Source organism: Bacillus sp. FSL K6-2841, from assembly GCF_037976435.1.
Classification (GTDB): Bacteria; Bacillota; Bacilli; order Bacillales; family Bacillaceae; genus Bacillus; species Bacillus pumilus.
In genome coordinates, this window is record NZ_CP150266.1 from 3,540,367 (window position 1) to 3,561,243 (window position 20,877).

21 protein-coding genes are annotated in these 20,877 nt (G+C 39.7%); 10 read left to right on the forward strand and 11 right to left on the reverse strand.

The features are described from left to right. Window positions 1-236 precede the first annotated feature (236 nt). The 4 genes from MHH68_RS18135 to MHH68_RS18150 all read right to left on the reverse strand — a co-directional run bounded on the left by MHH68_RS18135 (window position 237) and on the right by MHH68_RS18150 (window position 4,341). Window positions 237-575, reverse strand: a complete 339-nt coding sequence (locus MHH68_RS18135; RefSeq protein ID WP_058013269.1) for a zinc ribbon domain-containing protein YjdM — start codon at window positions 573-575, stop codon at window positions 237-239. A 92-nt stretch (window positions 576-667) separates the two neighbouring features. Continuing rightward, window positions 668-1,807 (reverse strand): glycerate kinase, encoded by a 1,140-nt coding sequence (locus MHH68_RS18140; RefSeq protein WP_339164548.1) that lies wholly within the window; start codon window positions 1,805-1,807, stop codon window positions 668-670. A 31-nt stretch (window positions 1,808-1,838) separates the two neighbouring features. Then, window positions 1,839-3,110: a GntP family permease gene (locus tag MHH68_RS18145; RefSeq protein WP_268497315.1), complete on the reverse strand. Its 1,272-nt coding sequence runs from the start codon at window positions 3,108-3,110 to the stop codon at window positions 1,839-1,841. Window positions 3,111-3,228: 118 nt separating this feature from the next. After that, entirely contained in the window at window positions 3,229-4,341 is a 1,113-nt protein-coding gene (locus MHH68_RS18150; RefSeq protein WP_339164551.1) for a sugar diacid recognition domain-containing protein, read from the reverse strand. Between the two features lie 161 nt (window positions 4,342-4,502). On the opposite strand from MHH68_RS18150, the gene MHH68_RS18155 reads away from it, so the two are divergent. The 4 genes from MHH68_RS18155 (at window position 4,503) to MHH68_RS18170 (ending at window position 9,560) form a co-directional block, all read left to right on the forward strand. Continuing rightward, the gene (locus MHH68_RS18155) at window positions 4,503-5,153 is read left to right on the forward strand and encodes a TetR/AcrR family transcriptional regulator (RefSeq protein ID WP_216888126.1); all 651 of its coding nucleotides are present in this window, start codon (window positions 4,503-4,505) and stop codon (window positions 5,151-5,153) included. Window positions 5,154-5,222: 69 nt separating this feature from the next. Beyond that, window positions 5,223-6,476: an MFS transporter gene (locus tag MHH68_RS18160; protein WP_339164554.1), complete on the forward strand. Its 1,254-nt coding sequence runs from the start codon at window positions 5,223-5,225 to the stop codon at window positions 6,474-6,476. Continuing rightward, the gene (locus tag MHH68_RS18165) at window positions 6,473-8,800 is read left to right on the forward strand and encodes an ABC transporter permease (protein WP_339164556.1); all 2,328 of its coding nucleotides are present in this window, start codon (window positions 6,473-6,475) and stop codon (window positions 8,798-8,800) included. The genes MHH68_RS18160 and MHH68_RS18165 overlap by 4 nt, the downstream gene beginning before the upstream one ends. A gap of 13 nt (window positions 8,801-8,813) precedes the next feature. Next, window positions 8,814-9,560: an ABC transporter ATP-binding protein gene (locus tag MHH68_RS18170; RefSeq protein ID WP_339164558.1), complete on the forward strand. Its 747-nt coding sequence runs from the start codon at window positions 8,814-8,816 to the stop codon at window positions 9,558-9,560. 32 nt (window positions 9,561-9,592) lie between these two features. On the opposite strand, the gene MHH68_RS18175 is transcribed toward MHH68_RS18170, so the two are convergent. Continuing rightward, window positions 9,593-9,805, reverse strand: coding sequence for a hypothetical protein (locus MHH68_RS18175; protein WP_058013261.1), 213 nt, complete (start codon window positions 9,803-9,805; stop codon window positions 9,593-9,595). A gap of 412 nt (window positions 9,806-10,217) precedes the next feature. On the opposite strand from MHH68_RS18175, the gene MHH68_RS18180 reads away from it, so the two are divergent. Then, window positions 10,218-10,565 carry a hypothetical protein gene (locus tag MHH68_RS18180; RefSeq protein ID WP_339164560.1) on the forward strand — a complete coding sequence of 116 codons (348 nt, stop codon included), beginning with the start codon at window positions 10,218-10,220 and terminating at the stop codon, window positions 10,563-10,565. A 69-nt stretch (window positions 10,566-10,634) separates the two neighbouring features. Continuing rightward, entirely contained in the window at window positions 10,635-11,396 is a 762-nt protein-coding gene (locus MHH68_RS18185; protein WP_339164562.1) for a tetratricopeptide repeat protein, read from the forward strand. 99 nt (window positions 11,397-11,495) lie between these two features. On the opposite strand, the gene MHH68_RS18190 is transcribed toward MHH68_RS18185, so the two are convergent. The 5 genes from MHH68_RS18190 to MHH68_RS18210 form a co-directional block, all read right to left on the reverse strand. After that, complete coding sequence (locus MHH68_RS18190) at window positions 11,496-12,344, reverse strand: PRD domain-containing protein (protein ID WP_058013259.1); 849 nt, start codon at window positions 12,342-12,344, stop codon at window positions 11,496-11,498. A 30-nt stretch (window positions 12,345-12,374) separates the two neighbouring features. Further along, complete coding sequence (locus tag MHH68_RS18195) at window positions 12,375-13,841, reverse strand: glycoside hydrolase family 1 protein (protein ID WP_216888116.1); 1,467 nt, start codon at window positions 13,839-13,841, stop codon at window positions 12,375-12,377. A gap of 4 nt (window positions 13,842-13,845) precedes the next feature. After that, window positions 13,846-15,705: a beta-glucoside-specific PTS transporter subunit IIABC gene (locus MHH68_RS18200; protein ID WP_061410088.1), complete on the reverse strand. Its 1,860-nt coding sequence runs from the start codon at window positions 15,703-15,705 to the stop codon at window positions 13,846-13,848. A gap of 344 nt (window positions 15,706-16,049) precedes the next feature. Beyond that, on the reverse strand, window positions 16,050-16,928 hold the full coding sequence (locus tag MHH68_RS18205) for a hypothetical protein (RefSeq protein ID WP_058013256.1): 879 nt from the start codon (window positions 16,926-16,928) through the stop codon (window positions 16,050-16,052). A gap of 115 nt (window positions 16,929-17,043) precedes the next feature. Then, window positions 17,044-17,937: a hypothetical protein gene (locus MHH68_RS18210; RefSeq protein ID WP_216888107.1), complete on the reverse strand. Its 894-nt coding sequence runs from the start codon at window positions 17,935-17,937 to the stop codon at window positions 17,044-17,046. Window positions 17,938-18,118: 181 nt separating this feature from the next. On the opposite strand from MHH68_RS18210, the gene MHH68_RS18215 reads away from it, so the two are divergent. Next, on the forward strand, window positions 18,119-18,670 hold the full coding sequence (locus tag MHH68_RS18215; protein WP_061410090.1) for a PadR family transcriptional regulator: 552 nt from the start codon (window positions 18,119-18,121) through the stop codon (window positions 18,668-18,670). 4 nt (window positions 18,671-18,674) lie between these two features. After that, entirely contained in the window at window positions 18,675-19,163 is a 489-nt protein-coding gene (locus tag MHH68_RS18220; RefSeq protein WP_008347392.1) for a DUF4188 domain-containing protein, read from the forward strand. Window positions 19,164-19,173: 10 nt separating this feature from the next. On the opposite strand, the gene MHH68_RS18225 is transcribed toward MHH68_RS18220, so the two are convergent. Beyond that, on the reverse strand, window positions 19,174-19,797 hold the full coding sequence (locus MHH68_RS18225) for a CoA pyrophosphatase (RefSeq protein WP_061410092.1): 624 nt from the start codon (window positions 19,795-19,797) through the stop codon (window positions 19,174-19,176). A gap of 169 nt (window positions 19,798-19,966) precedes the next feature. Between MHH68_RS18225 and MHH68_RS18230 the strand changes: the two genes are divergently transcribed. Both MHH68_RS18230 and MHH68_RS18235 read left to right on the forward strand, forming a co-directional pair. Then, window positions 19,967-20,173: a helix-turn-helix transcriptional regulator gene (locus MHH68_RS18230; protein WP_012011842.1), complete on the forward strand. Its 207-nt coding sequence runs from the start codon at window positions 19,967-19,969 to the stop codon at window positions 20,171-20,173. After that, window positions 20,170-20,850, forward strand: a complete 681-nt coding sequence (locus MHH68_RS18235) for a DUF3169 family protein (protein ID WP_061410094.1) — start codon at window positions 20,170-20,172, stop codon at window positions 20,848-20,850. The genes MHH68_RS18230 and MHH68_RS18235 overlap by 4 nt, the downstream gene beginning before the upstream one ends. The last annotated feature ends 27 nt before the right edge of the window (window positions 20,851-20,877 follow it).

The following is a 20,877-nucleotide window of genomic DNA, read 5'->3' on the forward strand; positions in this document are numbered from 1 at the left end:
ATATGGTACAGCAATGCCCAAAAGTTGTGAAGGGGATGAGCCAAAATTTAGTGAATCATCTGTCTTTTTTAAGGTAGGGTTAAGAAAACAACCATTTTTTATGTGAAAAGAGGCTTGATTTTTTAAAAATGAATTATTTTCAACAGGTACATATGTATGGAATTTTGTTTAAGTTTATTCCTTTCACCTATAAATAAAGAAAAAGAGGCTTCTGACTGACAGCCTCTTTTCTCTCATTATACCTTTTTCACAAACTCTGATTTTAACTTCATTGCACCGAAGCTAGGAATTTTACAATCAATGTTATGATCGCCTTCCACTAAACGAATGCCTTTGACCTTCGTCCCTATTTTTAAGACAGAAGAAGAACCTTTTACTTTTAAATCTTTAATGACAGAGACCGTATCCCCATCACTCAATAGATTTCCATTCGCATCTTTGACCACTAGCTGCTCATCTGCCGCTTGTTCTTGTTCAAGTGACCATTCATGCGCACATTCAGGACAAACCAGCAGACTGCCATCCTCATAAGTATACGTTGAACTGCATGAAGGACAATTTGGTAGATTAGACATTTGTGTTTCCTCCAACTTTCTATTTCATTTCATACAATTTTACCACATTTCTATAGAAAGAATGTGATAGAAAAGGAAACATTATTCATCGTTTACTTATTTTTTCCAATTGATATAACAGCCGCAATATTTCGAGCGGTTCTCTCTACATGAATAGCCCCATCTCTCATCGCCTCAGAAAGAGAAGTGACACCTGGAACGATACTAAAAAGGGCATCAATGCCATGCTCATGTACGACTGCACTATCCCTTGAGAGAGAGCCCGCGATGCCGATCACAGGCAGGTGATACTGCTTTGCTGCTTTAGCTACACCAATTGGGGTTTTTCCATAAATGGTTTGCTGGTCAATTCGGCCTTCACCAGTAACAACTAGGTCTGCCTCCTTGATGACATCATCAAACTGAACTGCCTTCAGCACAATATCAATGCCTCGCTGCAAATCAGCGTGTAAAAAGCCTAATAAACTCGCACCAAGTCCTCCTGCCGCTCCTGCCCCTTCTGCATCTTCAAAAGATACATTAAACTGCTTTTCTGCTATTTGAGCAAAATGAGCTAAATTCTTGTCTAGCACTTGAACCATATGTTCATCTGCACCTTTTTGAGGGCCGAACACAGCAGACGCTCCTCTCTCACCCGTTAAAGGATTATCCACATCACAGGCTGCCTCCAGCCGAACGGATTGCAGTCTAGGGTCAAGTCCAGTTAGATCAATTGAAGCTAATTGATGAAGGGTCCCACCGCCTGGCGACAGCTCCTGTCCTGCTTGATCAAGAAAAGCCGCACCTAATCCTTGCATCATCCCAACGCCGCCATCATTTGTTGCACTTCCGCCAAGCCCAATGATGACATGTTTTGCTCCTTGATCTAGCGCCGCAAGCATTAATTCCCCAGTTCCTCTCGATGTCGTGAGTAACGGATTGCGTTTTTCTTGCGGAACAAGGTGTAACCCAGAGGCTGCGGCCATCTCTATAACGGCCGTCTCACCGTCTCCTAACATGCCAAAAAAGGCATCGACGGGGTCACCAAGCGGGCCTGTGACCACATGATTGATTATGTACCCACCCGTCGCATCAACTAGCGATTGAACAGTTCCCTCTCCTCCATCTGCCATGGGAAGTTTGATATATTCAGCGTCTGGCAAAATCGCATGAAATCCCCGTTCGATGGCACATGCTGTCTCATATGCAGATAAACTTTCTTTAAATGAATCTGGTGCAATCACAATTTTCATCCTAAAGCCCCTCGTTTCTTATCAAATGTCATCAGCCAAACAACTGGAAAACGCCAAATATAATGGTCGATACGACGGTTAATGTCAAACCAATTAACGATTCAAAAGGCATGAGCTTCAACCGCTCTTTGATATCCATTTGAACACTTCCTGCTGTTGCATGGAAAAAGCTCCCATGCGGCATATGATCAAGCACAGTTGAACCAGCATGAATCATCGCTGCCCCTGAAAGAGCCGATACGCCGAGGCCAAGTAACGTACCGCTAAATACGCCACTCGCTACTGCTGTTCCTGCTGTTGTCGAAGCAGTGGCGGCAGACATAAAGATCCCTGAAGCTGGTGCAAGTAAATACGGAGGTAATCCCGATGCATCAAGTGCTTGTATAAACACATCTTTTAAGGAAGAATTTGATACAATTCCTGCTAGTGTGCCTGTCCCTAATAACATAATCGCTACACCCGACATTTTGTTCAGCCCGGACATCGCATAATCATTAATAAATTTCCCTTTTTTCATGAAAAGAGCGCCTACAATGCCTCCGATCGGTAAGGCGATCATTGGGTCTATATTAATTTGAAAAAGCGGTCTTAAAGCCAACAATAAAATGGTGACAAGTGGACCGACCACCGCTGGTAAAAAGGCAGGTACTTGAAACTGGCTTTGATTAACTTCTTCTTCAAGTACAGGCGCTCCTTTCTTAGCAAGCTTTTTGGCTAACACGTATGTGACAGCTAAGCCAAATATAGCCGGAATGACACCTGCTGCCATCATTGAAGTAAGCGGTACACCAAACGCATCAGAAGCGGCAATGGCATTCGGATTCGGTGACATGATATTCCCCGCTTTCCCTCCTCCAATCATAGCAAGTAGAATTCCCGTTTTTGACAGCTTTGCCCGTTTGGCAATGGCAAGTGCAATAGGTGCCACCGTGATAACGGCTACATCTACAAAAACGCCCACTGTCGTTAAAATCATGGTTGCAAGTGCCAGTGCTAAAAGCGCTCTCGCCTCTCCAAGCTTTTTCACGATCGCCTCAGCGATAGATAAAGCTGCACCCGATTCAATTAAAACGCCAGCCAGCACCCCTGCCGCCATAATTCTAAGGACAGCCGGAATCATGCCTTTAGCACCTTCCATCATGACATTGACGGTCTGAGCAATATCTACGCCGCCAATTAAACCGCCTATAAATGCACCTGCCAGCATGCCATACGCAGGTGATACTTTTTTTAGAATAAGAACAATCGCAATAACCAGTGCCATAATGGCTCCCAGTGTACTTACAGTCACATCACCATTCATCCTCGATCCCCCCAAAATTGTCTTTCTTTTATTGTAAGCGTTTACTAATCGGAATCGGGTTGTGAATCTAGATGAACTTTTTTCATTTATCACTTCAGCTCATTGTGCATATGCACAATCAAGATAATTGATACATCAACTGCGCCATATAAAGCTCCATCAACTGTTTTACATGACGAGGATCTTTTCCGGTCAAAGCTTGTATCTTATCTAAACGATATCTCAATGTATTCCTGTGAATATATAACCGATCAACAATTCTTTGTAAATCACCACCCTCTTCAATGTAACTTCTTAATGTGTGGGCAAGTTCCGCTTCTTGTGTTAATGGCTTGTAAAAGTCAGCCCAACTACCGTTTTCTTCAACAGCTCCTGCAGTGATGAATAGCCTTTCCAGCTGATAAGATTCAAAAAAATAAATACTTCCCTCCGGATCAAGAGCCTTCCCTAACCGCAATGAATCTCTAGCGTGTTCAAAGGACAATGACAGCCGGCTTATGTCGTCTGCGACAGTTCCTATCGCCACCAGCACCTGGCCTCCTACTGCATTTTCCATTGTTCTTTGCAGCTGCCCAACCACATGCTTTAAATGATGATCAGAAATCGGCTGCCTTAAAAGAACCAATTCATGACGAAAAGTCATGCCAAGCAAATCATCCGCATTCTTATCGTATTGAATTGCATGCATCATTTTATGCACAGCGTCTTCTGAGGATGGAACTGGCTGAAAAATGATGGCCATTCGGCGCTTATCTAAATCCATTCCCAGCCATGCAGCTCGGTTCTTTAGCTGATGATCACCAACGTCCGAATCAGAAATTAACTGATTGACAATTTCACTCTCTATCCGCTGCCGCCACTGCACTCGTTCAAGCAGAAAAGACTGCTCTAACACTAGCTCAGCTGCCATTTTCACCAGCTCGGCATGATGCCGAATGTCCTCTGGCTCACCAGTAATGCCAATCACACCAACCACTTGTTCACGAAAGCAAATGGGCAAATTGATTCCTGGTCTTACTCCTTCTAAGTGCAAGGACGCATCGTGGTCAATTTCCATACTGTTCCCGTTTGTGAGCACAAGTCGTGCACCATCATGTTTCTGACCAATCCTTTTTCGTTCACCAGAACCAATGATGACACCATCCGCATTCATTACATTGATATTTTTATCTAAAATACGCATCGTACGTTCAACCATTTCTTGTGCCAATTCAGTGGTTAAAAATTGCATGAGGCATCTCTCCTGAAGGTGTTTTCATTCAATGTAACATAGTGTCATTGCACAATAAATGCAAAGTGTTTAAAAATGAGCCATTGACAAAGGTACATTGAAAAGTGTTTAATCAAATCAAAGGACCGACCGACAGTCTAGTCAAAAGAAAGGATGGCTTTATGAGAACCGTTAAACATCCTGAGGAACGTAAAAATGACATCTTAAACGCATCAGAAGAGCTCTTTTCTACCAAAGGCTATCAGCAAACAACGATTATCGACATTCTGAAAGCTGTTGGCATTGCAAAAGGCACTTTTTATTATTACTTTTCATCCAAAGAAGAAGTGATGGATGCCATTATTGACAGGATCATCAAAGCAGATATCATCGTGGCAAAGCGTATTGCGGCAGAGCCAGCCCTTCCAGTCGTCGACAAACTATTTCGCATCATCATGGCGCAATCGCCAAAGCAAGGAAGCAATAAACAGGGCATGATTGAACAATTTCACCAGCCTTCTAATGCAGAGATGCACCAAAAAAGCTTAATCAAAGCGATTAAAGAACTATCACCCGTTTTAGCTGATGTCATTCAGCAAGGGGTGGAAGAAGGAACATTTAAAACAAATTACCCTCAAGAAACGGTGGAATTCCTTCTTGCTTCTGCACAGGTCATATTTGATGAGGGCCTTTTTCAATGGACAGCCGAAGAGAGTATGCAGCGAGCGCTAGCTTTTATTGATATCCTCGAATCCTCATTACATGCAGAAAAGGGGAGCTTCTCCTTTCTTCTGAAACGTTTAACTGGAGAGCTTGATGAACACAATCAGTGATTGGTCACTTCAATACCAATCCTGCATACATTATAGACTGACGGTCGGTCTAAAAGGAGAGTGATACCCTTGTCTTTATTATCTAAAAGAGGTTCATCCGACTTTATTTACCTCGTGCTCGGACAGATTATTTCCGTTTTTGGGTCTTCCTTAATTCGGTTTGTTCTATCTTTACACGTGCTGGATATGACTCAGCGCGTTGACTTATATGCCTTACTATTCGCTTTATCCAATGTCCCGCTCCTTCTTTCCCCCTTAGCAGGCGCAATCGCTGACCGGTATAACAGAAGGAACTTGATGATTTTATTTGATGTTCTCACCGGCATCATGATTCTGGCTTTTTATTTTTGGTTATTCTCAGGCAATGATTCACTCTTTATGATCGGAGCGGTCATGGTGCTTCTTGGTGTGATGAGCACGTTCTATGCTCCCGCTGTGATGTCCAGCATTCCACAGTTAGTAAAACAGGAACACTTAGAACAAGCAAACGGGATCGTTAATGGCGTGCAGGCACTTTCAGGTGTTCTCGCTCCTATTATCGGCGGAGTTCTGTACGGACTGATTGGAAGTCAATCCATCATAGGTGCCAGTGCCATCGTGTTTTTTCTATCAGCATGCATGCTTTTACGGTTAAACATCTCCTTCTCCCCTAGCCCCTTAACGGAAAATATGGGCAAAGTGCTCGTAAAAGATATGAAACAAGGATTTACCTATATTGGCAGTCAGACATTTTTAAAAAGAGCCATGTTGCTTGCTGCAATGTTAAATTTCATCCTCACGCCATTTTTTATCGTAGGTGGTCCAATTATTTTAAGGGTCACAATGAAAAGCAGTGACATCATGTATGGTGTAGGCATGGGCTTAATTGAGTTCGCTGTCATCGCAGGAGCTCTGCTAGTTGGACTTGTAGCAAAGCATTGGCGCATCCCTACTTTATATCGCTGGCTGATCGTCATCGCGATCATCTTGCTACCTGTCGCATTCTCAACATCCAACACAGCTCTTCAATTTGGCACTTATCCAGCTTATTTTCTCTTTCTAGCAGGATGTCTTCCAATTGCTATGCTGCTTACAATGATCTCAATCGTTGTGATTTCACATGTTCAAAAGAAAACGCCAAATAATCAATTAGGAAAAGTGATGGCCAATCTGACAATGGTTTCTCAATGTGCTGCCCCGCTTGGTCAAATGATGTATGGGTTCTTGTTCAATACGTTTTCAGCAAACATGTATGTGACAGTACTAATAGTCAGTACTTTCATGTTTGCCCTTGCCTATTTAACAAAAAATATGCTGCAACATGAAGGAGAATCAGCCTCATGAGACTGACGTTTATCAAGAAAGACTTAACCCGCCATCGTCTCATTTCCATCGGTTTAATCATTTGCATTATGATGACATCATTTCTAGCAACAAGTGCCGCTCAAATGATAGTACAGCTGAATGGTTCCATTTCTAATCTGCTCCATTCAGCTAAGGCACCAGACTTTGTCCAAATGCATGACGGCAGCCTAAAGGAAAAAGATATTGAGGCATTTTCAAGAAAGCAGTCCATGGTAAAAGCACATCAAATCGTCCCGATGATTCCAATTGAACATGCAAATATCAAGTTCGGAAACGAACCCGCTAAAGCAGGTGTGATGGATCATTTATTTGTAAAACAAAATCGTTATTTTGATTTTCTTTTAAATGAACAAAATGAAAAGCTCACTGTCAGTAAAGGTGAAGTGGCTGTGCCTATCTACTTTCAGCAAAGGTATCATCTGAAAATAGGAGAAACGTTACTGATTGGGAAAGGGTCTCATCAATTCTCTTTCCGCATTAAAGCATTCTTGCGAGATGCACAAATGAACCCCAGTCTTGTTAGTTCGAAAAGATTCCTTCTTCATCACAAAGATTGGGACGCAATGAATCAAGTGTTTCATAAAAAGGAATATTTAATTGAATTTTTACTGCATGATGCCGCTCAGGCAGATGCCTTTCAAGCAATCTACCAGTCATCACAGCTTCCACAACAAGGGCCAGCTGTCACATTACCTTTGCTGCGTATGCTGAACGCATTGACAGATGGAATGGTGATCGCCATTCTCCTACTTGTTTGCATGCTGCTCATCGGTATAGCTCTTCTCTCTCTTCATCTTGCTATGACTGCTTCTATAGAAGAGGACGAACGTGAAATTGGAATATTGAAGGTGCTTGGGATTCCTTTAACAAGAATCAAGCAATTATACGTTGGAAAATATGCCTTCCTTGCTAGTATAGGGTGTACAGCAGGATATGGGTTAACTCTTATATTTGGTGATATGTTTACAGCCAATATTCAGCGATACATGGGGAGTCAGCCTTCTTTTACTTCTTGGTTCATCCCGCTTTGTGTTTCTATTGTGATGGCAGTGATCATCATTTCTTGCAGCTATACTGTCCTAAGAAAGTTTGGCCGAGTATCAGCCGCTCAAGCACTTCAAGGCAGCGTCATTTCAACGAATGATAAAAAACAAATACCCTTGCATCTCAAGAAAAACAGGTTCATCTCAGTCAATATTTGGCTTGGTTTAAAAGATCTGTTATCACGAAAGAAGTTGTACACAACAATTACTTGTATTATCGCCCTTTGTACATTTTTGATGCTGCTGCCTATTCAACTATGGTACACCTTACAATCACCGGATTTCATCACATATCTTGGCTCTGGTCAAAGTGACCTTCGAATTGATATACGACAAGGAAATCATCTAGAAGAAAATACTAATAACATAGAATCAATGATCCGTGAAGATCGAGATATTCATGCATCAGCCATATATGAAACAACCTCTCTTCAGGCAAAATCAAAGGAGAATTCATTAGAAACACTCTATTTAGAAACAGGGAATCTCTCAGCATTTCCTCTCACCTATTTAAAAGGACGACAGCCTTTAAAGAAGAAAGAAATTGCCTTATCAGTTCTCAGTTCAGATTCACTCCAAAAAAAGATAGGAGAAAAAATTACTCTCGTAACAAATGGACAGGAAATTCAAAAAACTGTGACTGGCATTTATCAGGATGTCACCAACGGCGGGAAAACAGCAAAAGCAATAACACAGCCCTTTCCTCAATCAGTCCTTTGGAAAACCATTCAAATTCAACTAAACCAAGGAATAGAAATTGCGGAGAAAAAGACAGTATTTGAAAAAGAGATATCTCCTGCAAAAGTGACAGATATGAAAGAATACGTTCATCAAACAATCGGCAGCACAGCATCTTTAGTAAAAGTCGTTGCATTTTTGTCTATATTAGCTGCTTTTGGAACTGCCAGTTTGATGTTATTCATGTTTCTGCATATGTTAAAAGCAAAAGATTCAAGTCGAAACCATTTATTACGAACGATTGGATTTTCTAAAAAAGATGTAACAGTACAATATATGACAAGTTTTATCGTCGTTATCTCTTTGGGCATCTTTATTGGCACGATCGCTGTCCACACAATTGGACCAGCTTTAATGAGTGTAGGTGGAGCATCCTTAGGGGCATCAAGCCTTCAGTGGCTGGCACCACAATGGGTGTCAGTTGTGTACCCAATCACACTGTTGATTGTCAGCTTAGCTTTAACCGCTTCGTTATTGAAGACGTTTTTTACTAGTCAAACTACTCGTCATACACTTTCATAAGGAGATGTTTCACATGGAACACTTGATTGAAACAAAACGATTGTCTTTGCAAATTAATTCTTTAATCATTCTTAAAGATATCCATTTATCGATAAATCCTGGGGAATTTGTGACGATTATGGGCCCTTCCGGATGCGGGAAAACCTCCTTGCTTTATCAGCTTAGCGGGATAGAAACAGCCTCAACAGGAGAGATCAAATATAAGGGCCATTTATTATCAGAAATGACAGATAAACAGTTAACTGCTCTGCGTTTAACAGATATGGGATTTGTCTTTCAACACAGCCACTTACTAAAAAACCTTAATCTGTTTGATAACATCATTGCTGCAGCTTACTTAACAAAGAAAAAGCCAAGAAAAGAAGTGAATGAACGAGCTAAATATTTAATGGAGAAACTTGATATTGATCATTTAGCAGATAGATATTTGTCAGAAGTATCAGGAGGTCAGCTTCAAAGAGCCTCTATCTGTCGAGCGCTTATGAATGAACCAGACATTCTTTTTGCTGATGAACCAACAGGTGCTCTTAACTCTCATGCAACGAAGGATGTGATGAATATATTTTCGAAAATCCATTCTGAAGGAGCAACACTATTGCTTGTCACACATGACCCAAAGGTTGCTCTTCGTTCTGAAAGAATCATGTTTATGAATGACGGAGAAATAACAGCCAGCTTACATTTAGGGAAATTTGATGAGGCAAGTGCCGAGAAACGGGAGACCAGATTAAATCAATGGCTTCAAGATTTAGGTTTTTAAGTTGGAATAAAACAGGCAGCTTTCTGCCTGTTTTACTTTTCCTGGCACTCAAATGAATAATCCATAGACAAACTATTAGTTTCTAATATGATTTTGCCGCCTACTTGTTGGCAAGATTCTGTCAGCAATTCTATTTCTTTGCTATAAAAATATCTCTTTGACATATAAAGAGTCAATAAAACAAGTAACAGTGTCGCCATAATCACTGTGATTTGCCAGTTTAAGATTTTAAATCTTTTTTTCATATCAACATCCTTTCCAACAGACTAGTGTTTGTGCTTGCTATTTATTTTGTCTGCTTCTATCAGTTTCTATTCCAAATTTGATCTAGCATCATCATAACTGATTTTCTTTAATGGATCTACCTTCCAACTTACCCACAGATCACATAAAATCCCTTTATTTGTAATATACCAGTGATATTTTCGATCATAATCATAAAACCCATTGTATATATTCCTTTTTCAGACGATTAAAAAAAGATGTTAATCATTTGTAAAAACATTCAATCATCATTACAATTTCGTACATCACATGACCATAGGTCCTTTTTATTACCTCTTGGCAATCACCTCACAGAAATGATTATATTTTTCCGAAAATTGTGATATCGTTTTTTATGAAACAGGTGAAAGGATCTTAAAGAGGTGAAATTTCATGGCTATCATTTCTGCTGAACAGGTGGGGAACCGTTTAAATGATTGGCGAATTGCGATTCGCAAACATGATGTACAAAGTGCTAACGCAATGTACACAGAATTAAAGCAATTACTTCAAGAAATGGAAGAGAATCAGGAGGTATTGACTTATTATTCATTGCTAGAAGGCAAGTATAAACTCATGATATATGAACGAAGAGGTAAAAAGCTGAATGAACAGACAGAGCTAGATTGCCCCTCTAAAACAAACGACTTAATTGAATACTATTTTTACCTATACAAAGCCCTTTACGCTTCATATAACAGAGACTATGCATCAGCCATTGGACTGTTTAAAATTGCCTAGAAAAAACTGCAAAACATTCCGGATGAAATAGAAGTAGCTGAATTCCATACGAAAATCGCCAACTTATATATGCTACTTCGTCAGAGCCTAATTTCTCTTCACTATATTCAGAATGCTATAGATATTTTCAAAAGTCATGAAGGGTATGAAAGAAGACTAGCGACAGCCATTGTCATCGCTGCTGCTAATTATATGGATATTGGCGACTTCACAAGAGCAGAAAACTACTACAAAAAAGCATTACACATCGCTGACAGTCTAAATGATCATTTTCTAACTTCACAGCTTTTTCATAATATCAGTATTCTTTATGCCGAAGCTGGAGAATCGAAAAAATGTATCGATGCCCTAGAAAAGGCTCTAAGTGATGAAAACTACCTCTCATCGTGCTATTTCCATCACACCATGTTTATGTTAGTCAAAGAGCTGCTCTCTATTGATGAAAGAACACAAGCTCTCTATTACTTCGAATTGGTCAAACAAAAACATGAATCAGAGAAATGCCCCATCTATACAGCAAAAATGAATTTGCTTTACCATCTATACTTTACTGAGGATATGTCTCAAAAAGCTCAAGCCTGTTTCGAGGAAATCAGTATTCTAAAAGAATTAAAGGATGCTGAAGGTGTCTGTGAATTAAGTGCACTAGCTGCAAAACACTTTGAAGATTTAGGTGCCATTCATCTAGCCTATCTCTTTTTGAAGGAAGCCTATCACATGAACCATCCTATATTTGAATGGAGGAATTCTAATGAAAAAAATGAGTTTATTGATCATCGCATTAACCATCGTCGTTTTCGGACAAACAGTGTCTTTCAATTCGTTAAATGAGACGAATTCTGGCACAACAGAACGACCTATCGGAACTTAATATAAAATTGATCACAGCAAAGAACCACTTGCCCGATCACAAGGCAAGTGGTTCCACCATTATTTTAATTGCTGATAAGATATGAGGCGGTGTATATGTACCGCAAGATAAGTAAGCTCATCATTAGGAATGACGATACTATGCACCTGTTTAATATAATCTTTGATTTTAAAAGCAACATCCATCGCCTGAGGATACAAGTGTGCAATTTGTTCAAACAACTCATTTTCTTGATCCGAGAGTAATTTATTTGCATAAAACCTCTCTACAAAGAACTTCACATGTGTAATGAACCGACTGTAATGAATATTTTCTTGGTCCATTTTCATATTCAGTGTATAGCGCACAAGATTGACAATGCTTCCGATCATTTTGGCATATTTCATGCTATCTTTCGAATCGGATTCTTCACCTAATGCATTGATTAAGTGAAAGGCGATATTGGCAGCTTCTTCTTTTGGCAATTGTATGCCCAATGTATCATTGACTAACTCAAGAGCGTACTTCCCTACTTCAAATTCTTCAGTATAGTAATTTTTGATTTCCCAGTACACTCGGTTCGTAATATTAATATTCTTTTTATGTCGTTCAACAGCAAAATTCAAATGATCCATTAAGGTAAAATAAACCCCTGAATTTAGATTTGAATTTAACCTTTTTTCTGCATATTGGACGATGCGCTGAGTTAAATCGATAAACTCTTGAGGCATTGAATCTAACAATTGAAGAAATTCCTTTGCTCTCATGTTATCGACTGACATAAAGACTTGGTCCGCTTTTTTCTCTTCTATCATTTGACCCGGTTTCTGTCCGTAGCCAATCCCACGGCCAAACAAAACCATCTCCTGTTGGTTCTGATCTTCCGCCAGGACCACACTCGAGTTTAAAACTTTTTTTATTTTAAACATCGTCATCACCTGTTTTCATGATTGTGGTGTTCAATCAAGCGATTCACCATTTGTCTCAATGACTTTTTGGTACCAATAAAATGAGTCTTTTCGAGATCGTTTTAACGTTCCGTTTCCATCATCATCTTGATCTACGTGAATAAAGCCATAGCGTTTTGACATTTGTGATGTACCTGCACTAATAATATCAATTGAGCCCCAGCTCGTATATCCAAAGAGATCGACGCCCTCTTCAATCGCTTCTCTCATCTGGCGGAAATGCTCTTTAAAATAGTTAATCCGATAGTCGTCATGGATAGAGCCATCACTTTCAACTACATCCTTTGCACCCATTCCATTCTCGACAATGATAAGAGGTTTTTGATAGCGATCATACAGTTCAATTAAAGAAATTTTCAGACCAACCGGATCAATTTGCCAGCCCCAGTCAGTTGAAGGCAGGTAAGGATTTTTGACTCCACGAATCGTGTTTCCTTCTGTCTGTTCTAACCCTTCTTGAGCTGATTCAGTTAAAGACATATAGTAGCTAAATGAAATGAAATCGACTGTGTTTTCTTTTAGAATGTTGAGGTCTTCTGCCTCCATATGAATATGAATATTTTTTCTCTCAAGCATCCGTGTAATCAGTGGTGGATATTCGCCAAACACCTGAACATCTGCATAGAAATAGTTTTCTAAGTTTTGTTTTAAGGCTTGTTCCACATCATTCGGGTGACACGTATGCGGATACGTTGTCAATTTTGTCAGCATACACCCAACCTGGCTGCCTGGGATAATACGATGGCAATCAGCTGTGACAAGAGCAGATGCAACAAATTGATGATGAAGTGCTTGATACACCGTCTCTTCTACTTTACCTTCTGGGCAACGATCAGGAATAATTCCTGCTGTAATGAATGAGTGGCGGTGAATACTATCAATTTCATTAAAGGTGAGCCAATATTTCACATCATGTTGATAACGTTCGAAACATACATTGGCGAACTTCACAAAGAGATTGACCACTTTTCTTTCCACCCAGCCGTTATATTTCACACTAAGGGCTAAAGGCATTTCATAATGAGAGAGTGTCACAATCGGTTCTATATTGAGTTTTTTCATTTCGGCAAATACACGATCATAAAATTGCAGCCCTTTTTCATTTGGTTCAGCTTCTTCTCCAGTAGGGAAGATCCGACTCCACGCAATAGAAATGCGAAGTGTTTTAAAGCCCATTTCAGCAAATAGAGCCAAATCCTCTTTATAGTGATGATAGAAATCAACCCCTCTGCGTTTAGGGTACTTTTTATCGTCTGGGTCTTTTATTGCACGATCTATATTTTCAGAAGTCACAGCAAGATGTCCTTCATAATCTTCTACACTTAAATTGGAACGATACATTGCAATATCTGCAACTGATGGTCCCTTTCCATCTATATTCCAAGCGCCTTCTGCTTGGTTGGCGGCAATGGCGCCGCCCCATAAAAATCCTTTTGGAAAACCTTTAATTGTTGTCATCTGTTTAGCCTCCTAATTGTGTGACAACCATCAATGTATCTTGACGATTGACCTCTTGTAATGGCTGTACCTTTATTTCATATTGATCTGTATTTGTAATGACAGCAAGTGTAACTGGATCATAACCTGCTGCTATGATTTTTTCTACATCAAATTCAATCAGTAAATCTCCTGCTTGAACACGTTCCCCTGCCTGCACTTTTGGATGAAAATACTGTCCTTCCAGTTGAACGGTATCAAGGCCAATGTGGAATAATACTTCAACCCCTTGGTCCGTTTTCATACCAAGTGCATGATTTGTTTCGAACAGCATGGTCACTTCACCATCTACTGGTGCGTAAAGCGCACCTTCTGAAGGGACAATGGCAATCCCGTCTCCCATGACCTTTGAAGAGAAAATATCATCTTTCACTTCAGATAGAGAGATCATTTGACCAATCACAGGACTTTTGAATGTTTCACCCGCTCCAATTTGTTCAGCAAATGCAGCTTGATCATTTGTCTTTTCTTCTACTGTTTTATCCTTACCTAATACAAAAGCAGCGATAAAAGCGACAATAAAGGAAATGATTGCTCCAATGATAGCAAACATTAGATTTCGTGGGAGCTCATCTGATATAAACATTGACATACTTGCTAATCCAGGGCCAACAAGTACAAAGGCTTGTATACCAACTAATCCAATGAATATCCCGCCAACAAACGAACCAATCATGACACTTCCAAGAACTCGCTTATTTTGAAGTGTCACACCATACAAAGCAGGCTCTGTGATACCAAAAAATGCTGAAATTCCTGCCGAAATGGCTGTTGATCTGAGTACCTTGTCTTTTGTGCGTAGTGCTACAGCGAAACACGCTCCACTCTCCGCAATATTATGTGCAAGTGATGCAGGTAAATAAAGTGCTTCTTTCCCAAGGGTTCCCATCGTTGTGACTGCATAAGGGACCATTGCTTTGTGCATACCTGATGCGACCATGAATGGGAGGACTGCTGCTAAAATCGCGACAGCTACCCAGCCTACTGTATTAAACATTGCGAGAATGATGGATGAAAAACCTTGTCCTGCTGTAAAACCAATCGGTCCTAATAGAAGTAATGTAATTGGTACAGTAATGACCAATGACATCATTGGAACAAAGAAAATCCGAATTGGTTTTGGTGAAAATCGTGTAAAGAATTTTTCCATTTGAGCGTATAGCAATACAGAAAGGATTGCTGGGAACACTTGATACGCATAAGCTATATTTTTCACGTCGAATGACAGCAATTGCGCACCTTCAGTAAGCATAGCCGTCATGTTAGGAAGAAGAAGCGCGCCGACTGCTGATAGTGCGACCAGTGGATTTACCTTTAGTTTATTCGCCGTCGTTACAGCGACTAGTAAAGGCAGGAAGTAAAGAGGTGCGTCCCCTACCATATTCAATATTTGATAGGTTTGACCTTTTGCATCCATCCAGCCTAATAGAGAAAAAAGGAGAAGAAATGATTTTAAAATCCCTCCGCCTGCGATAGCTGGAACAAGCGGCTGGAAGACACCGACAATGAAATCTAACAGAACTGTGCCTATTTTTCTTTTTTCTTTTGGCTGATTGGATGGCATGACTTGCCCCGATGAGCTGCCACCCATTAGACTTGTTACCTTTTGATACACTTCAATCACGTCATTCCCAATCACCACTTGGCATTGTCCTGACATTCTGACAGCTATGACACCTGGTGTTTTTTCTAGTGCTGGTACATCTGCTTTTTTCTGATCAATTAGCGTGAAGCGAAGTCTAGTTGAACAGTGCTCAAGGTGCGCAATGTTTTCTTTACCACCTACATGCTGTAAAACGTCTTTGGCAACTTGTGTATAATTCATTTTTCCTCCCCCTTTTCCTCATACATGAGACCTATATTTGGGCAATAAAAAAAGGACCTAAAACGACAAATTAAAGAAATTCATCGTTTTTAGATCCTGCCTGCATGACCAGTCACATGTCTAATTTATTTATATTGGATTTGATTTTAGTATATATTGATTATATGAAAGCGTCAACATTTATTTTTCAGAAATTTATTAAGGTCTATATACCTAAATTGATTTTCTTTGATTTAGTTAAAACAACCTTTCTCGCTTGTTTATACATCGATATCCTTTTATCATCACTAAGAACTATCTCCATTATAAAAACCAGATAAGTTTACTCATCTGGTTTCCATCATCTATTTTTTTCTTTCTTCTGCCTGCTTTTTGAATGCTTTCGCTTGTTTTTGGTATTCCTGTTTCGTAACCGCTTTTAACTCTACGGTACCGCCTGTCATTTTAAATGGAAGTTTGATTGATTTTACATCTCGATCAGTGGAACCTTGAATGATCCCATCTTCAATTGAAGGCTCATGGCCCATTACAAAAGTTCTTCCATCCGTATCACCCATGACTTCTAATCTCATTTCTTTATAAGGCTTACACTCTTCTCCGGGAACAGTTGTGATTAGAAGGAAGCCGGACCATCCAAGTTCCATATGCATCGTTTTCACCTGTAAAAATAATTGTTTGTCCTTTGCCGTATAGAGAAAGCCATATACCTTTGCCACTTTCTCCTTGAAGTTTCTCATACTATCATAAAACCTATCTTCCGCGGTATCAAATAGATAATCATATTGTTTTTGGATATCTTTATGATATTTCTCTAGCTTTTTTTGATTGATTGCCTTATAAATCGTGCTTTTCTTTTCGCCTTGTTTTTTCACTGAAAGGTTTTTTCCTGAAAAATGAACATCGTATACGATCGTTTCTTTACCTTGTGTGACTCTGAATTCATACCCATTTTCTTTTGAACTGCCGGATACGACAAATTGTTTTTTATAGATATGCGGATACCATCTTTCTTCTTCTATATACTTTTCATTCAAATGCCCTGTTACTTTCCCTTTGCTCTCAGATACCTTAAACCAGCTCATGCTATCCTTCGTTTTATACGCAAATGCATAGGAATGATTCAATGAATTCTTTTGTGCGATTGCTTGATATGCTGTCCAGCCGCCTCCACCTAAGATGAGTACTGCCAGGATAGACACGACCCACATTTTCAATTTACTCATACGTACCTCCACTAATATATGATTTAAAAAACCTTCATGATCCCTATTTAGATATTCAACTAAATTCTGATCGCCCTGAAATGCCATTCACAACATTCATCTGTTCCAACACGATCTACTTTTGCAATTCTTTCGCCTTCTTTTTGAATTCTTCTGTTTGTTCTTGATATTCCTCTTTCGTGACCGCTTTAAATTCTATTGTCCCGCCTGCCATTTTAAAAGGAAATTTAATGTATGTTGCGTCTCGGTCAGTTTCACCTAAAATAAAACCCTTTTCAATTGCAGGATAAGTACTCAAATCAAACATCATCCCATCTGAAACTCCACCAGCTGTATGTTTCGTTTCTTTATAAGGTTCACCACCATCTCCTGGGGTCTTTCTCATTAGAAAAGAACCTGCCCATTCAGACTGCATATACATTCGTTTTACTTTTAGAAATAGTTGGTACGAACCATCCTCTGCCGTATACAAATAACCATAAGCGCCTGTTACTTTCTTAATGAAGTTTCGTACATAATCATGAAATCTATTTTCCGTGTCATCCATCAGTTTCTCATATCGAGTATGAATGTCCTGTTGAACAGCACGTAGGTTTTTTTGATCAACTGCTTTGTATGTGATGCTGTGCTTTTCACCTTGTTTTTTCACAGAAAGATCCTTTTCGGCAAGGTGAACTTCATATGTGACCGTTTCTTTCCCTTGCTTCACATAAAATTCGTAACCGTTTTCAATTGATTTCCCAGTTAATTGATATTTGTTGATAAACATATTGGGATCATAATGCCTTTTCGGATTTTCCTCTAAAATGGTTTCATTCAGATGACCTGTTACTTTTCCGTTTCTTTCCGTTACCTTGAACCAGTTCACACGATCATGAGTCTTATATGCAAAGGCGTAGGGGTGATTTAAACCACTCTTTTTTGCGATTGCTTGATAGGCTATCCAGCCGCCTCCACCAATAATTAGTACTGCCAAAATAGCCATGGTCCAGACTTTGTATTTACTCATATGTCCCCCTCCAAAATATGATCTTTCAATCTATATGAATGATTCATTTCATGAATTAACAAATCAGTGATCTCTTCACCTCCTTTCTAGCATTTGTTTTTTTCTCATACATCTTGTGTCTGCAGCTATACATCGTTTATTATATATCTAAATGATATATCTTTTAGATAGGTGTGCTGATATGAAAAAATACAATGATACGACGTATGCGATTTTAGGTATTTTAACGACAGATTGTAAGTCAGGGTATGAAGTGAAGCAATTAATTGATAGGAGCTTGCATCACTTTTGGAAAATTAGTTATGGACAAATTTATCCAGCTTTAAAGTTAATAGTCGAGGAAGGGCTTGCGAAGGTTTCACCCGCTTCTACAACTGGGCGCTCAGACAAGCGGGAGTATCATCTGACTGAAAAAGGGCTGGACACGTTGAGGCAATGGCTGGCGCATCCGCTCGATCAAGTACCATCAGAACGAAATGAAGTGTTATTAAAGTTATTCTTTGGTCAATATCTTTCGTTTGAGAAAAAATTGGTGCTTTTACAGGATTATGAGAGGCAGCTCCGTATCCGTTATGAGACATATGTTGCGATTGAACAAAACATTCAAGAGCTGTATCCAGATGAAGCTGATGCGAAGTATTGGCTGTATACGTTAGATTACGGAAAGAAAGTGGCGCAGGCTGGAATTGATTGGTGCGTGGAGACCTGTGAATCGATGAAGAAAGAAGGGTGAACAAGTGAAAAAAAATATACGTGCTGGCAGGTATACAACAGACAATTCTGAGCCGATTGTTGTGTTCATTATCGGAATGAGAATCAATAAACGCTGGGCTGTCCATCAATGGCTGCCAGTATTTAAGGCGATGCCGGGGATGATCAAAGAACTTTATACACATCAAGAAGAACTTGGTTTTCTAGGGACAGAAAATTACTTCGGTTTACGCACAACCACCATGATCCAATATTGGAAATCAACAGAGGACCTCCTTGCCTACGCCAAGATGGAGAAGCATTTGGCTGCTTGGAAAGGATTTAACCAAAGAGCACGAAATAATGACGCGGTCGGAATTTATCATGAAACGTATCAAATTCAAGCCGGCTCATATGAATCTATCTACGTGAACATGCCTTCATATGGATTGAGCCAAGCTAAAGCGCCCATCCTAATTGGAAAAGGGAAAGGAAAAGAAACCGCAAAAGAACGCCTTTCTACAACAAATTCCTAGAGCTGATTCTCTAGGAATTTCTTTTTGCAACCATCACAAAATGTTTTAATATGCGGGCAGTTAATCCCCAAATGGTGTAACGATCGTAATCATAAAACCACTCCTCAATCGAACGACTCCCCCAGCTGTATTTTTCTCCATTCATGATTTTTTCATAAGGAAAGTCCTCTCCTGGTGTTGGCTGCACCGATACATGGTGTAAGTACGGTTCGTATTGGATGAGCCATGATAGAGGCACAGTAAAGGTCTCCTCTACTTCTTCTTGATTAAAGGAATGTTTGACCTGCTGTTCATCAATGATTCCGACAAATGGATATACCACAAAGGATGGAGAGGCAATATAAGGACTGAGCTGTCCTAACACCTTGACGGATTCGGGCGGAATCCCTAGTTCTTCATATGTTTCCCGCAGTGCAGCTTCCTGTGCGGTTTCGCCGCCGTCGAGTTTGCCTCCTGGGAAGCTAATATCGCCAGGCTGTTTTCTCATCGTCAGTGATCGTACTTCAAATAAAACATGCCATTCCCCGTTTACTTGCACCAAAGGGACAAGGACTGCAGCTTTGAACGCTGTTTCTTCTCCAATAAATAAAGGTTGAGATTGATGTAAGTCATTTTTTAATTGGTCAATGAACACGGGCATCACCTATTTTCTGTTTCTCTTTCTTTTAGCGTATCATGGTTCATCTTTTGAAGAAAGATGATCTTTCTGACAATTATTTTTATCAATTTGACAACTTTACTTGTCAAATTGAATAATATGCTTTACAATCAAAGAAAGATTCAGATCAAATTGAGGTGACAGAATGAAAAATCGATTAAAAGAGCTTCGTGCGCGTGATGGTTTGAACCAAACTGAGCTTGCCAATCGTGCAAAAGTTTCTCGTCAGACCATCAGCTTAATGGAGCGAGATGAACTAATGCCATCTCTCTTGCTCGCTGTTAAGCTTTCACGAATTTTTCAGGAACCCATTGAACGTATTTTTCTATTCGAGGAGGATGAACTATCATGAAAACTGTATACAAAATGCTCTTAGGTGCTCTCCTTGGCTTTCTCGGTGCTTACTGTCTGCTTGCAGCTGAATTTGAGATGACCCTTCTTGATGTTGCATTTGAAGCGACTCTTGTCATCAGCGGCTTGACGATTGTATTAATTGTTTATTGTTTTTCAGGGATTTCACGTATGAAGAAAAGAGTATCACTTTCGGTATCTGGAGATGAAGAGGATGAACTCGAAGTAAAACAGTATCGCACCTTTACTGATTCGACTTTAGCCAATACGGTAAGTACCATTTTATCCATTATTGCCATCGGTATGGCTATCGTCACCGAACAGCCTATTTGGCTGATTCTCGTCAATGTTGCTATATTTATCGTCACCATTATCAGTTCTTACGTAGCAATATCCGTTCTAAAACTTGTCTACCCTAATCGCAATCTCCCAAGCCCTTCTGACAAAGATTATAGTAAAAAACTGCTTGCTATTTCCGACGAAGGTGAAAAGCATGTGATGCTTGGCGGATTGTTTCACACGTATCAAATGATGAACATCTTATTGACCGGTGCCATGTTTATTCTGATCGTGTATTCCCTTGGAGCCAATCACTCTCAGCTCTTTTCAATCATCGTGATTGGACTTGTTTTAATTATTTTGAATGCAAATTATATGTTCAGGATTAGAAATCGTTAAATAAACAAAAAGCACAGCCTAATACAA